This is a genomic window from Algibacter agarivorans (assembly GCF_039543245.1).
Taxonomy (GTDB): Bacteria; Bacteroidota; Bacteroidia; order Flavobacteriales; family Flavobacteriaceae; genus Algibacter_G; species Algibacter_G agarivorans.
Genome location: NZ_BAABJJ010000014.1, coordinates 225,608 through 241,025, shown reverse-complemented (window position 1 = coordinate 241,025; position 15,418 = coordinate 225,608). Strand labels below are relative to the sequence as shown.

Below are 15,418 nucleotides of genomic sequence, written 5' to 3'. Positions count from 1 at the left end.
GAAGAAATATGAATAATACTCCAATCCTTTTTAAAAATGAATAGTTTTTGGACTTACTTCTGAAAGTGCCTAACAAAAAAAATCTCCGAAATTACTTTCGGAGATTTCAATTTATTCTTCTATTTGCTTTTGTAAGACAAAATCTTCCATAAATTTAGTGGTATAATTACCTGCTAAATAATCTGGATGATCCATTAATTGTCTATGGAAAGGAATGGTAGTTTTAATACCTTCTATTACAAACTCGTCCAAAGCACGTTTCATTTTATTGATAGCTTCATCTCTGGTTTGCGCCGTTGTAATTAACTTAGCGATCATAGAATCATAGTTTGGCGGAATCGCATACCCAGCGTAAACATGAGTGTCTAAACGCACGCCATGACCTCCTGGAGCATGTAGTGTTGTAATAACACCTGGTGATGGTCTAAATCCGTTAAATGGGTCTTCTGCATTTATTCTACATTCTATAGAATGTAACTTTGGTGTATAATTTTTTCCAGAAATTGGAACACCTGCAGCTACTAAAATTTGCTCACGAATTAAGTCAAAATCTATAACTTGTTCTGTAATTGGGTGTTCTACTTGAATACGCGTATTCATTTCCATAAAGTAGAAGTTACGATTTTTATCAACTAAAAACTCAATCGTTCCAGCACCTTCATACTTAATATATTCTGATGCTTTTACAGCAGCATCTCCCATTTTTTTACGAAGTGCATTCGTCATAAATGGTGATGGCGTTTCTTCTGTCAATTTTTGATGACGACGCTGAATAGAACAATCTCTTTCTGATAAATGACAAGCTTTACCTCGAGAATCCCCCACAATTTGAATTTCAATATGCCTTGGTTCCTCAATAAGTTTTTCCATGTACATATCATCATTCCCAAATGCAGCTCTAGATTCTTGTCTTGCAGAATCCCAAGCATCTTTAAGGTTTTCTGGTTTAAAAACACCACGCATACCTTTACCTCCGCCACCTGCAGATGCTTTAAGCATTACAGGGTAACCGGTCTCTTTAGCTATTCTTTGGCAATCTTCAAAAGTTTCAATTACACCATCACTTCCCGGTACACAAGGTACGCCAGCAGCTTTCATGGTTTCTTTGGCGTTAGCCTTATCTCCCATACGGTCAATCATATCTGGAGAAGCACCAATAAATTTTATGCCATGCTCTTCACAGATTTTTGAGAATTTAGCGTTTTCTGATAAAAAACCATATCCTGGGTGAATCGCGTCTGCATTAGTAATTTCTGCAGCCGATATAATATTAGACATTTTCAAGTAAGACTCGCTACTTGCAGGAGGTCCTATGCAAACCGCTTCATCTGCAAATTTAACATGCAAACTTTCTGCATCTGCAGTAGAGTAAACAGCCACTGTTTTAATCCCCATTTCTTTACAGGTTCTAATAACACGCAATGCTATTTCCCCTCTATTGGCAATCAATATTTTTTTAAACATACCTTTTTGAATTAAAAATTACAAATTCCAATCGCCAAATTCCGAATATTGGATTTTGAGTCCCGATAGTTATCAGGATTTAGATATTGGAATTTTTAATAGGTTATGATGGGTCTACTAAAAATAGTGGTTGATCGAATTCTACCGGTGAAGCATCGTCAACTAATATTTTAACTATCTTTCCTGAAACTTCAGATTCTATTTCATTGAACAGTTTCATAGCTTCGATAACACATAGTACATCGCCTTCTGCTATAGTTTGTCCTACCTCAACAAATAATGGTTTGTCTGGTGATGGTTTTCTATAGAACGTACCAATTATTGGCGATTTGATTGTAATATATTTTGAATCTTCAGTAACAGCAGTTGGTGCAACTGCATCTGAAGCAGCAGCAGCAGGAGTTGCTGCAACTGGTGGCACTGGAGCTGGAACTGGTGCATAATGTACTGCAGTACCCTCTTGCTCTGACCCTGTTTTAATGGTAATTTTGATATCATCCATTTCCAATTTAACCTCACTCGCACCAGATTTGGCAACAAACTTAATTAAGTTTTGAATTTCTTTTATATCCATAATTTTGCTAATTAGTTAGTGGTTAGTTTTTTGAATTATAAGCCCATTTTAAATAAATGGCTCCCCAATTAAATCCGCCTCCAAAAGCAGCAAATATAATATTATCGCCTTTTTTGAGTTGAGATTCATAATCGTTTATAAGTAATGGCAAGGTTGCCGATGTTGTATTTCCGTATTTTTGGATATTCATCATCACTTTATGTTCTTCTAAATCTATTCGTTGAGCTGTGGCATCAATAATACGTTTGTTTGCTTGATGTGCAGCAAGCCAATCAACAGAATCTTTAGTCAAATTATTACGTTCTAATATTTTAGCAGTAGCATCAGCCATATTAAATACAGCATTTTTAAATACAGTCCTACCTTCTTGAAATGCATATTGCCCTCCTTTTTCCATAGCTTCTGGAGTAAGCGTATAAGAAGACCCTCCGTAAGTGGCTTGTAAAAACGCTCTTCCGGTACCGTCGCTTCTTAGATATTCATCTTGAAGTCCTAAATTTTCTTCATTAGGTTCAAATAAAACAGCTCCTGCTCCATCACCAAAAATAATACAAGTGGCTCTGTCTTTATAATTAATTATAGAAGACATCTTATCTGCTCCTATAAGTAATACATTTTTATAGCGTCCTGATTCAATATAACTAGCAGCTACAGACATACCATATAAAAAGCTAGAACATGCGGCATCCATATCAAACGAAAATGCATTTGTAGCTCCAATTTCAGAAGCAGTAAACGATGCTGTTGAAGCCGCTTTCATATCTGGAGTTGCTGTTGCAACAATAACAAGCTCTATATCTTTGGGATCAATACCTTTTTTGTTTATAAGGTCTTCGGCTGCTTTAATAGCCAAATATGATGTTCCTTTTCCTTCGTCTTTAAGAATTCGACGTTCTTTAATCCCCGTTCTACTGGTAATCCATTCGTCATTAGTATCAACCATCGTTTCAAGGATTTGATTGGTTAATACATATTCTGGCACATATGCGCCTACAGCTGTAATCGCTGCTGAGATTTTACTCATAACTTTATAGTTAATTGGACCAAAAAATTATTAAAATATTGGACAAAAACGTTCAAAATTTTTCGAAAACTACTAAATTTTGACGTAATAACATGCAAATTACATGTTTTTGTCATCTAGAAAAAGTATTTCATAAAAAAAACGCTCATAAATGAGCGTTTTAATATATGCATGCATAATTTATTTATGCTACGTTTTCTACTTCTTCTGAGTTATCAATTAAAATTTGACCTCTGTAATAAAGTTTTCCTTCATGCCAGTGTGCTCTGTGATACAAATGTGGTTCCCCAGTTGTTGGGCATGTAGCAATCTGTGGCGCAGTTGCTTTGTAATGTGTTCTTCTTTTATCTCTTCTTGTTTTCGAGATTTTTCTTTTAGGATGTGCCATTTTATATTTTTATTTATCCGTTAATAATTTCTTTAATGTATTCCAACGAGGATCAATGTCCTCTTCTTTGTCTTTACTTTCTTTAAGCCCAGGGCTTAATTCTTCTAATTTTTCAAGTATATCTGAATCTAATGTGCCATCCTCTACTCCAGGATGAATGCGTTTTACTGGTACAGCTAGTATGGTTAATTCATATATATATTGCTGTATATTAACTTCATAATCACCATGTGGCAGAATAAGGATATCAATATGTTCATCATTATATGCATCGCCAAACTTAACAACCAAATCAAATTCATTTTCAATGGCTTGATTATAAGGTTCGTTAGTTAAATCACAATTCACATTAACCCATCCAGAAATTTTAAAATGAAATTCTAGTAATGTTGTCTTTTTTTCTAATTCAACACTAACTGTAATATTTACATCGTTAAAATCTTCATACTCAAAATGTTCAAAGAACGCTTGCTCTACTTTATACTCAAATTGATGCTTTGCTACCTTTAGCCCTACAAATGGAATTGTAAACTCTTTCAATGGCTTCATTATCACAACATATTTTGAGCCTGCAAATATATGAATTTTTATTTACGCTACAGTACTTATAAACATTTTTTTGTTTATATCTTTAATTGCTTGTTTATTATATATCTTAACTAGGTTTCAAGCCTTTACGACGCTGGTTTCTTGGGGATTTTTTTAGAGGATTAGCTGTTAGTTGTTCATAACCAAACCTATTTTTAAATATTTGGATGGCAGTAAAAACAGCTTCTTTAAAGGAGTTTTCGTCGGCCACACCCTTTCCAGCAATCTCATAAGCGGTGCCATGGTCTGGTGAAGTTCTTACTTTATTTAACCCAGCTGTAAAATTAACGCCTTGACCAAATGACAATGTTTTAAAAGGTATTAAACCTTGATCGTGATACGAAGCAATAATAGCATCAAAATTTTTATAATTATCCGACCCAAAAAAACTATCGGCAGCATAAGGTCCATAAACCAATTTTCCAGCTTCTTTTATTTTTTGAAGTGTGGGCCTTAAAACGTCATCATCTTCACTCCCAATAACACCATTATCACCAGTATGTGGGTTAATGCCTAAAACAGCAATTTTTGGTTTCTGTATTTTAAAATCCTTTTTAAGAGAATCATAAACTGTGTTTATTTTTTGTTCAATTAATTCTGGAGTAATATGAATTGAAACATCTTTAACGGGTACATGGTCTGTTAGCAAACCAACTCTTAGCGTATCTGTTACCATAAACATTAAGCTTTCACCTTCAAGTTCTTGTGCTAAATAATCGGTATGGCCTGGGAATTTAAAATCTTCCGACTGAATATTATGTTTGTTTATTGGTGCTGTTACCAAAACATGAATGTCATTATTCTTTAAAGCTTTGGTTGCTGCTTCTAGGGATTTTATGGCATAAGTCCCTATTTTAATGTCTTCTACACCAAACTCAATTTTTACTGGCTCATTCCAACAGTTAAATACATTTACTTTTCCGATAGCCAATTGATTCATGCTGTTTATGCCATGAAAATTGATTTCAGATTTAAAATAAGACTTATAAAACATCATGACTTTTGCCGAAGCAAAAATTACAGGTGTACAAAAATCTAACATTCTTGGGTCTTCAAACGTTTTTAAAACAATTTCCCCACCAATACCATTTAAATCTCCTATAGATATTCCTACTATTATATTTTCTGCTTGCTTCATTAAAAAAGACAACTTTTGTTTGTAATTTTGATTTTCTACCAAAGAAACAAATACAATAACTTATTTTGATATTCATTTGGTATGGCAAATTTAACTAAATAAACAGATAATAATATGTTTACCGGAATTATTGAAGATATTGGTGTCGTTTCAAATTTAAAAGAAGATCTTGGCAACCTTCATATCTCAATTAAAAGTACTATCACTTCAGAATTAAAAATAGACCAAAGTGTTGCTCATAACGGGGTTTGTTTAACGGTTGTTGCAATAGATAACGATGAGTATACCGTAACAGCCATTAAAGAAACTTTAGATAAAACGAGTATAGGTCATTTAAAGATTACCGATAAAGTAAATCTTGAACGTGCCATGAAATTAGGCGACAGGCTTGATGGCCATATTGTGCAGGGCCATGTTGACCAAACTGCTACTTGCACTAATATCGTTGAAGAAAATGGTAGTTGGGTTTTTACTTTTAATTATGATTCAAAACTAAATAACATAACCATTGAAAAAGGTTCTATTACTGTAAATGGCACTAGCTTAACAGTTGTAAATTCAAAAAGAGACACCTTTAGTGTAGCTATTATACCCTATACTTATAAGTATACAAATTTTAACACCTTTAAAGTTGGTACTATTGTAAATTTAGAATTTGATGTTTTAGGAAAATATGTGGCTAAACTTATAGAACTTAAGAAGTAATCTTAATTATTGTTTGTTGGAAACACTAATTTTTTAACACCATAAAATAACGCGAAAATCATACCAAATAGAAGACCTCCATCAATAGGAAAACCAGGTGGTGGTGGTGGCCCAGGTGGTGGTGGTATAGAACCTTGAGCAGTACATACAACACTTATTAATACAAATAAGATTGAGGCAAATATTCTTTTATTTTGTATGGTCATGGGGTAACAAATGTATGAAAAAAAGAGAGTTTACAAAATATTTATACTTTTTATTCAGCAAAAAACATCTGCGAAACGCTGAAAAAATCGACGAAACACATATTTTGTAATTTTATTTTACATAAAAGAATAACTTCTTTATTATTAAAAAAGTATATCTGACTAAAAAAAACCCCTCGTTTTTCATTAACAAAGCAAATATATATAATTTCTTTCGAACCAAAAAAATTAGATTGACTCTAAACATTTATGCCATAGTCTCTTATCAAGATAGTGATCGCGTTTAATCGATAAACTTTTTAAAATCATCTATAAGTGCAATTTTATCAGTTCACTTGTTATTTACAAGTTAAACTAGATATTATAAAATTGATACAACTTAAAAAAAATTATTTGTAGAATACTATCTACTATATCATTCTATAGTTTTGTTTACACTATATATTCAATAATGCAAGAGGAAAAATTTAAAGCCACTATAGATTTTTTATTGGCTAAAACACCATACCATCAATAATGAAGTCCATTTTCATTTAAATAAGGATTTAAAGTCTTTAATAAGAAATACCTCTAAAACTAAAAAAGCTACCACGTTTGAAAGCGTTTTTATTGCATTTTGAATCTCATAAGCCTGATATGTTTTGTGTTGTAAAGCGTAATAGAGAATTTTTTACCAAAATATGAGGCATTAGCACATTTGGCTAGAACGCTACGTTGGCAGCGTAGAGGCGATCGTTTCGAGTCCGATATCCTCCACATCTGCATTAAGGCTTTTAAGACATAGAAGGTCTTTTCAGTTTTATTACATGATCTAAAATGCCGAATATCTGGTTGTTAATTTGAACACCTTTTTGCTTATACTTATTTTTAACTATTATTTTAAAATAAATAACATCCCTGCTTCTCTCTGTTTCAGTAATATAAAAAAAACCTCCTGGATAAAATATTTGTAACCCATTTAATCTTTCTTGTAAATAAAGTTCAAACTCACCACTTACCCAATTCAGGAATTTTTCATATAATGCCTTGCTCGGAATAGATTCTGTATGTGTTAATTCATAGTAAGATTTTGTTTCTATAAAAGAACTTTCTTTATTCATTATTGAGTTTTAATATTTTAAGAGTGTTGTTTTTATTCAGAACAATAAAATGCACTTTCTTGTTAATTATAATTTTTTTGACAGCTTTTGCTTCACCATCATTAAAATAACTGGAATCATTACTATAATCCAGTGCACCTGTTGTTTTGTTGCCTAACAAGACATACCCTTTTGAAGCATCATAACGAATAGTTTCTACCTCAGCATCAAATATGTTTCCAACGCCAAAAACATCTAAATACCCATCGTTATTGATGTCATGAACTTCAAAACTTACGGTTGGACTAAATTGGGCTTGGTTAGGTAGCTTTTCAATTTCAAAGCCGCCTTGACCTTTATTTTTTAACAGTATTGAGGAAAAATTTTGGACTTGAAAATGATAGGCTTTTTCAAGTTTATCTGCCCCATATATATCGGGTAAGGTTGATAGCGAAAAGTCTTTATAGGTCTTTAGTTTATTATTTATAAATGGGGTTTGTTGCGATGAACATTCTTTGCCGCGTACTGGAATTAAATCTCCTGTTTTAGAGACCTTACTCAAAACAACGTCGAAAGTCTCATTTTCATCAAAGTAATCGGCATAAATATGTAGTGGGTTTTTTTCTGTTGGATGAAATTTATTGTTATTTCCCCAGTTTCCGATTAGATAATCAGTTAAACCATCATGATTAATATCAGCTTCTTTAATGGTTTGGAACCAACCATTATAGTTTGTTAATCCCGAAATGTTCTTTTTAGAAAATGTATTATCTATATTCTCATAAAATAGTATAGGCATCCACTCGCCAACCATGATTAAGTCTAAATCCCCATCATGATCATAATCGGAAAAAAGGGCATCATTAATCATCTGAATATTGGACAAATCATTGATTTTTTCGGCAGTAACATCCTTAAATTTGCCTTCTTTATTTTCTAATAAATAGGGTTTATGTGATAACGGATACTTGCCATGTTTAACACCACCTGAAAGAAAGACATCTTGATCACCATCTTGATCATAGTCTGAAAACACAGCCTTTTTGGTTTGACTTAAACTTTCAAACAACTTCGTTTTTTTAAAGAATCCTTTGCCATTATTTAAGTACAATCTATTTTGGAGTAGCTTGCTGTTTTCTGGAGTTTCGTAACCTCCCGAAGTTACATATAAGTCTAAATCATTATCGTTGTCAATATCAACAAATTGAGCATCGGTATCTTCAAAACCACGGTCTAAATGGAATAGATTTTGATTGGTTTCTATAAACGTTCCATTGGGTTTTTGAACATAAAGGGAGCCCGCTGCTTCTTTAGCATTTCCAACAAAAAAATCATCTAAGCCATCGTTATTAATATCGCCAACTGCCATAGGCGAACTCTTTTCAGATTGTTTTTGGGGTAGTAACAATTGCAAATCAAAATCGTTAAAATTATTTTCTTTTTGCGTAAAATTTATTCCTAATTCTGAGGGTTCAATATTTTTAAAAAAGGCTTTAGGTTTTGAACTTGAATTAGATATATGATTTGCATTTTTATACGAAATGGTTATAGTTTTATTAACTTCTAAATTTTTGATTATTTGATGTTTATTATCTGGCCACAACACGGAAATACTATCTATTTTGCTAACGTCTCCTAATCCAAAGTGTAAGCTATTTGAAACGGACGATTGGTAACCTCTACTGAGAAATAGGGTTTTTGATTGTTGTAAGTTTTCAGCAAATACCTGAACCGTAGTTCCAATACCATTTATGTTTTTTTTAGAACCTTCTAATTTGAATGTGATAAAATTATTAATAGCATTATTCTTATAAATTGAAGCTTCTTCGCCTTGATTATTTAAAATAATATCTAAATCCCCATCATTATCTAAATCGGCATAAACAGCACCGCTTGAATTCATTTTTTTATCGAAACCCCAATCTTGTGTCCTGTTTTTAAAGGTTAAATCTTTATTGTTTTGAAATATATAGTTACTCAATTTAGTAGATGGCATCATATTTATGGCTTCATCTAAAGATACTTTTTTGCGATTTCGGATATTGGTTTTCATCTGATTCCTGAAATCTTGATTAGAAAGGTCATTTTCAATACCATTGGTTACAAACAAATCATTATAACCATCGTTATTGAAATCTGCTACTAATGGCGCCCAACTCCAGTCTGTTTTGGCTATTCCAGACAATTGTCCAATCTCACTAAAAGTGCCATTGCCATTATTAAGCTGAAGCATATTAGACATATATTGATGATGATATCCGCTATCAACCAATAAGTTAAAATTATTGGTACTCATGGTCGCCATATTTTGTTTACTACGAATATGGTCTTCTGCAAGCATGTCCAGAACAATCAAGTCGGGTTTTAAATCGTTGTTTATATCTACATAATCAGACCCCATACTATTAGAAGAAATGTGCTTAAACCGTAGTAAAGCTTCGTCCTTAAAAGTGCCATCACCTTGATTGATATATAAAAAATCAGGCTCTAAAAAATCGTTAGCCACAAATATATCTGGAAGATTATCATTGTTAAAATCGCCTATAGAAGCACTTAAACCCCACGCTTTATTTTCTACTCCAGCACGGGTGGTAACATTTGTAAATTTGCCATTATCATTTCTAAATAATTGGTCGGAATTATAGGGCTCTTTTTGGTTTTGAACTATGGGGTTTATACTCGTGTTATTTTGAAAGTCTTGACGATGATTAACCAAATACATATCCAAATCAGTATCATCATCATAGTCAAAAAAATAAGCCTGAGTTGAAAAACCAAAATGGTCTAATCCATAATCTGCAGCGACTTCTTTAAACGTATTATCTTTATGATTTAAAAATAATTTGTTTTTTCTAAGCTCATGGCTTTTTAAAGACCCTGATTTGCATACATAAATATCCAACCAACCATCATTGTTAATATCAATCATGGTAACACCAGTAGTCCAACCTACTTCATCAGAAACATTTGCTTTCAATGTTACATCTTCAAACTTAAAATCACCTTTGTTTAAGTATAATTTATTTGAACTTTGATTGGATGAAAAATATAAATCTTGAAGACCGTCATTATTAATATCGCCCACAGCAACCCCAGCACCATTATAAATATAAGAGTAGTTTATAAAGTTAAAATAAAGGTCTTCTTTTACAACATTTTTAAAATGAATATTACTATGTTGATTTTCAATTAAGTCGAATAACGTTAAGTTTTCTATTTCCTTTGGGTTTTCACAAGCACAGAATATCACAAAAAGTAAGCATAAAAATGCTTTGATTGGAGATAATAAATTTTTAATCTGTGCCTTCACAATCTTAAATATTAGTTAATCGTACTTTGTTGCTTAATTATATTATCAATCGGGCTTTTAATAAAGCTAGATGCTTTCAAACCTTTTTTACTAAGGGCTAGCTGTATATAATCTTGTGCATAATATGCTATAGAGCCTACAAAATGTAACGGAACCGTTTTTAATTCTTGGTTATATAATGAAATATGATTATTAACAAAGGTGTTCATGCCTCCCATTATTAATTGTTTTATAAAAGGATGGTTTTCATTTTTAAATAAGAAGCGAGCAAATTCTGCTAAATATTTATTTGGAGTTGGGGATTTGTATAATTTTTTAACGACTTCTTTTTCTTTTAAATTATAGTCCTTCTCAAACAGAAGTCTTAACTCTTTAGGCATTTGTTTATAATAATAGGTTTTTAAAAGTTCTTTGCCAAAGTAGTTACCACTGCCTTCGTCCATTAAAACATAACCTAAAGCCGGAGATTTTAAATGTGCTGTTTTCCCATCATAATAGCAACAATTAGAACCTGTACCTAAAATACAAACTACCGCAGGCTCTTTTGTTGTAGCCATAATAGCGGCCATGGTATCTTCGCTTGTTTCAGATTTAGCATTTTGAAAATAGGACTCTAATATTTTATTTACTTTATTTTGACTCTTTTTTGTGCCACAACCAGCTCCGAAAAAATGAATGTTTGTTACTATATCTTTATATTCATTTAGGGCTTCACTTTTGTTTAAAATCTCAGAGAATTCTTTTTTAGACAAAATAGCCGGGTTAAGCCCTTTAGTCTTTATTCTAATTGGTGCTTTTCCTGAGTTATCACAAAGAATCCAATCACATTTGGTAGAACCGCTATCTGCTATTAAAATCATGTTTTTAAAATGGTATTAGTTCGATAAATATTTTGTTTCGCAATAAGCAGTCAATGCTTTTAATGTATCTATGATAACGACCTCAACATCTACTAAAGGATTGTTTAAAATTTCAATATGATTTTTAACTGCGTTGAGGTTTTCAGTTGAAATACTTTTGCTTTGAATAGCATTTGAGAGTAAAAGTGATACTTCGGAAAGGTTTTTTGATAAACTTTCTAGAGGTTGAATTTTAGGATTTTTTTCAAGCTTCATATAGTTATCATGATTTTTTGCCCAATTATTCAAGTAAAACAAAACCTTATTCGTATTGTTTTCATCATTAATAAAACTAATTACAGTATGGTTGAAAGCTGAAGCATCTGTGGCATTAACAACACAAGCATCGGCAAATAGCATAAAAGAAGAATACGTTTTATATTCTATCCCATCCTTATTCCTAGCATATATTTTTAAAGGTTCGCAAATTTTTGACAACGTTATAAGCGCAGTAATATCTTGATTGTTAGTCATACTTCTTAAAATAACATCTCTATTTTTAATATGTGTTAGCCCTAATTCTTCTAAATGAAAAGACACCTTTTTAAGGCGTTTTTTCATGTCATCAACATTATTGATGTTTTGCGGTGACCAAAAGCGTTCTGCTATAGCTGCCGTTCTGGGCCATATTCTAGAGTCTATCGTTAGTGGTGTAACCAATTCACTCCACATCGTCGCTTCTCCACCTAAAATACGAGATTGCTCGGCTTCAGTTAGTTGTGCATTTCCTATAGGGTCTACAGTGTAGTGATGTTCTATTGGCAACATTCTATCAATATAATAGCCGTTGGAAAGTACGGTTTGATAGCCTTTTTTAGCAGCAGCTATTAAAGAACCACCATTTGGAAGTCCCTCATTTTCGCCTCGCCATGAATGTATTACAGCGGTTGTAGGCATATTAGGCGTCATTATTTCATCCCAGCCCATTAGCTTTTTACCTAATTTATTAAGGATTTTTTCAAGCTTAATATTAAAATAGGTTTGTAAATCGTGATTGGTTTGTAAACTGTTTTGATTTTTGAATTTTTGAATATCTATGTTTTCATCCCAATGTTTACCTTCGTTTTCATCGCCTCCAATATGAAAATAAGTGTCTGGAAAAAGTGGCGTGATTTCTTTGAATAAATTTTCTAAGAATTCATAGGTAATATCTTTTGTAGGATTTAAAGTGGGGTCAAAGACTCCGGAAAATCGTTCAATATGGTATTCATATCCATCTTTGCTTCCTAATTCTGGATAAGCGGTTAGAATAGCTGAAGCATGACCAGGAACATCAAACTCAGGAATAACACGAATCCCTAAATTATCAGCATAAGCCACCAAATCTTTAACTTGTTCTTGTGTGTAGTATAATCCATCTGAAGCTAATTCATGAAGTTTTGGATATACTTTAGATTCAAATCTAAATCCTTGGTCATCGGTTAAGTGCCAATGAAAGACATTCATTTTAACAGAAGCCATAGCATCTAAATTTCGTTTTAAAACATGAATGGGCTGAAAATGTCTTGAAACGTCAATCATTAACCCACGCCAAACAAATCTTGGCGCATCGTTGATGGTAATCCCTGGGAAAAAATAATGGCTTTCGTTGTTTTGTGTTAGTTGAAGCAGCGTTTCTAAACCTCTAATGGCACCAACGTCTGTTTTGGCGGTTATAGTTATAGAAGTATTATTTACATTGAGCGCATAAGATTCGTCATTTTTAATACCTAGTTTAGCAATGGTGCTAAACGTTATATGAATACTGCCTTTTTTATCTGTTGTAGGAAATCCTTCATTTAAAAACACTCCAGTTCTATTGCTTAAACGCCTTAAAAAATTAACAGCGGCATTACGAACTCGCCCTCTATTATAAGGACTTAATGAGATCGTAACGTCGCTATTAATAATAAACTTAGCAGGGTTTTCTTTAATATCTTTAGGCCAAGGCATCAAATTAAATGTCTGTGATAACTCATTTTGAGAAACCAATTGCCCGCTAAAGACATTACATAGAATTAAAAGCAATAGAATTTTTTTCATTTCAGGTTTTTTAAAAGTGATAGCGCTTAAAAGCTTCTATGGCTGCATAATCTGCCAATCCTAAATCATTATATTTTTTAGCTGTTAATCTATTTCTATCTTCAACACGTACCCAAAATTCACGAGAATCTCCACCTTGGAACATAACCCCGTCTTTTTGTGATTGGTGATAAAAAATGGCATGTCGTTTTTTAAGGACTTGATCTGGGCTCATAGGAACCGCCATTTCAATTTGGTAGGATTCCCATTCGTGCCATGCACCACGGTATAACCAAACCCAGCAATCATCCATGTATTTGTTATGTTTTAATTGCTCTAATGCTATAAACAAGGCATCTAAACACACTTTATGCGTGCCGTGTGGGTCTGCTAAATCTCCTGCGGCATAAATTTGATGTGGTTTTATATTTTCAATTAAACTACACATGATATTAACATCATCATCAGAAATATTATTCTTTTTAATGGTGCCTGTCTCATAAAAAGGCAAATCAAGAAAATGAACGTTTTCATCGTTAAGACCTAAATATCTTGTGGCTGCTAATGATTCACTTCGTCTTATTAATCCTTTTAATTGTCGTACTTCATTTGAGTCAATATCATTTTCTGTTTTAAGTTTTAGAAAATTGATAATGCTTTGTGTTTCTTCACAATCAGGACAAAGTGTTTGGGTTATTTCAGCAAATTTTAACGCTTCTTCATCTGAAACCGCAATATTTCCTGAGGTTTGGTAGGCAATATGCACATCGTGTCCTTGTTCTACCAATCTATCAAATGTACCCCCCATAGAGATAACATCGTCATCAGGGTGCGGGCTAAATATAATCACACGTTTTTTCGGGATATTGGCGCGCTCTGGTCTGTTAGAATCGTCTGCGTTTGGTTTTCCACCTGGCCATCCCGTAATAGTATGCTGCAACTTGTTAAACATTTTTATGTTTAAATCGTAAGCTGTTCCCTCTTCAGTAAGAAGACCGGACATACCATTATTATTATAATCCTTATCAGTTAATTTTAAAATAGACTTGTTTAAAAGCTCAGAAAGCCAAACTACGGCCTTCAATTTTAAAGGTTCATCCCAAACACAAGAGGTTACTAACCAAGGTGTTTTTACTCTTGTTAATTCCGAGGATGCACCTTCATCTATAATAAATGTGGTGTTATTGTGATGTTGTAAATATGTTGCTGGAACTTCGGAAGTTATTTCGCCTTCAATGGTTTCTTTAAGAATTTCGGCCTTATTCGCTCCCCAACCTAAAAGGACTATGCGTTTGGCAGCTAGTACAGTGCCTATTCCCATAGTAATGGCTTTTCTTGGCACATTATCAATCCCTAAAAATGCAGGTGCGGCATCTACACGTGTAATATGGTCTAGAGTAATGCTTCTAGTGCCCGAATTAAGATGCGATCCAGGCTCGTTAAAACCAACATGACCCGTTCTACCAATACCTAATAGTTGAAAATCTAATCCGCCAACGGCCTTAATTTTCATTTCGTAATCAATGCAGGATTGGTATAAATCTTCGCTCCTAACCTTTCCGTTTGGTATGTTGATGTTTTCAGGTAAAATATCAATATGATTAAATAGGTGTTCGTGCATGAAATAAAAATAACTTTGAATGTTACTTTTATCCATAGGGTAGTACTCATCTAGGTTAAACGTAATGACGTTTGCAAAACTTAAGCCTTCTTCTTGGTGTATTCTAATTAACTCTTCATAAACCTTAATAGGCGAAGAGCCAGTAGCCAAGCCTAAAACGCAAGGTTTATTTTGACTTTCTTTTTCCCTTACCAAATCAGCAATTTCTTGAGCAACAAGAATTGAAGCCTCCTTGGAATCTTTGAAAATAATATTGTGTATTTTTTCAAAACGTGTTTCTTCAAACTTTCCTGCTTGTGTGTAGGCTATATTTTTATGGCTTGCAATTTTCACGGTAATATTATTTTGTGGTTAATAATTTTGTTATAGCAAACGGAAAACCTAAATCTTCCGTTTGCATAACATCAAACTAAACTAAACT

Annotated in this window: 13 protein-coding genes; 1 reads left to right on the top strand and 12 read right to left on the bottom strand. The window is 32.9% G+C overall.

The features are described 5' to 3' along the window. Positions 1–111: 111 nt before the first annotated feature. From accC to pdxA, 6 genes are all read right to left on the bottom strand, one after another. The gene (gene accC, locus ABD935_RS07445) at positions 112–1,464 is read right to left on the bottom strand and encodes an acetyl-CoA carboxylase biotin carboxylase subunit (RefSeq protein ID WP_345191145.1); all 1,353 of its coding nucleotides are present in this window, start codon (positions 1,462–1,464) and stop codon (positions 112–114) included. A 103-nt stretch (positions 1,465–1,567) separates the two neighbouring features. Then, entirely contained in the window at positions 1,568–2,038 is a 471-nt protein-coding gene (accB, locus tag ABD935_RS07440; RefSeq protein ID WP_345191144.1) for an acetyl-CoA carboxylase biotin carboxyl carrier protein, read from the bottom strand. Between the two features lie 22 nt (positions 2,039–2,060). After that, the gene (locus tag ABD935_RS07435) at positions 2,061–3,062 is read right to left on the bottom strand and encodes a beta-ketoacyl-ACP synthase III (RefSeq protein WP_345191142.1); all 1,002 of its coding nucleotides are present in this window, start codon (positions 3,060–3,062) and stop codon (positions 2,061–2,063) included. A gap of 184 nt (positions 3,063–3,246) precedes the next feature. Then, complete coding sequence (gene rpmF, locus ABD935_RS07430) at positions 3,247–3,450, bottom strand: 50S ribosomal protein L32 (RefSeq protein ID WP_345191141.1); 204 nt, start codon at positions 3,448–3,450, stop codon at positions 3,247–3,249. 9 nt (positions 3,451–3,459) lie between these two features. Continuing rightward, complete coding sequence (locus ABD935_RS07425) at positions 3,460–3,999, bottom strand: YceD family protein (protein ID WP_345191140.1); 540 nt, start codon at positions 3,997–3,999, stop codon at positions 3,460–3,462. Between the two features lie 106 nt (positions 4,000–4,105). Further along, positions 4,106–5,176 carry a 4-hydroxythreonine-4-phosphate dehydrogenase PdxA gene (pdxA, locus tag ABD935_RS07420; RefSeq protein WP_345191138.1) on the bottom strand — a complete coding sequence of 357 codons (1,071 nt, stop codon included), beginning with the start codon at positions 5,174–5,176 and terminating at the stop codon, positions 4,106–4,108. Positions 5,177–5,290: 114 nt separating this feature from the next. On the opposite strand from pdxA, the gene ABD935_RS07415 reads away from it, so the two are divergent. Next, positions 5,291–5,881 (top strand): riboflavin synthase, encoded by a 591-nt coding sequence (locus ABD935_RS07415; RefSeq protein ID WP_345191137.1) that lies wholly within the window; start codon positions 5,291–5,293, stop codon positions 5,879–5,881. Between the two features lie 2 nt (positions 5,882–5,883). Here ABD935_RS07415 and ABD935_RS07410 read toward each other — a convergent pair whose 3' ends face one another. From ABD935_RS07410 to nagB, 6 genes are all read right to left on the bottom strand, one after another. Next, positions 5,884–6,087: a PID-CTERM protein-sorting domain-containing protein gene (locus tag ABD935_RS07410; RefSeq protein ID WP_345191135.1), complete on the bottom strand. Its 204-nt coding sequence runs from the start codon at positions 6,085–6,087 to the stop codon at positions 5,884–5,886. A gap of 773 nt (positions 6,088–6,860) precedes the next feature. Continuing rightward, entirely contained in the window at positions 6,861–7,187 is a 327-nt protein-coding gene (locus tag ABD935_RS07405; RefSeq protein WP_345191134.1) for a hypothetical protein, read from the bottom strand. Continuing rightward, a complete protein-coding gene (locus ABD935_RS07400) occupies positions 7,180–10,476 on the bottom strand; it encodes a VCBS repeat-containing protein (protein ID WP_345191132.1) in 3,297 nt (1,098 codons plus the stop codon). The genes ABD935_RS07405 and ABD935_RS07400 overlap by 8 nt, the downstream gene beginning before the upstream one ends. An 11-nt stretch (positions 10,477–10,487) precedes the next feature. Continuing rightward, complete coding sequence (locus ABD935_RS07395) at positions 10,488–11,336, bottom strand: N-acetylglucosamine kinase (RefSeq protein WP_345191130.1); 849 nt, start codon at positions 11,334–11,336, stop codon at positions 10,488–10,490. A 15-nt stretch (positions 11,337–11,351) separates the two neighbouring features. Then, positions 11,352–13,397: a beta-N-acetylhexosaminidase gene (locus ABD935_RS07390; protein WP_345191129.1), complete on the bottom strand. Its 2,046-nt coding sequence runs from the start codon at positions 13,395–13,397 to the stop codon at positions 11,352–11,354. A 10-nt stretch (positions 13,398–13,407) separates the two neighbouring features. Next, positions 13,408–15,336, bottom strand: coding sequence for a glucosamine-6-phosphate deaminase (nagB, locus tag ABD935_RS07385; RefSeq protein ID WP_425550207.1), 1,929 nt, complete (start codon positions 15,334–15,336; stop codon positions 13,408–13,410). Between the last annotated feature and the right edge of the window lie 82 nt (positions 15,337–15,418).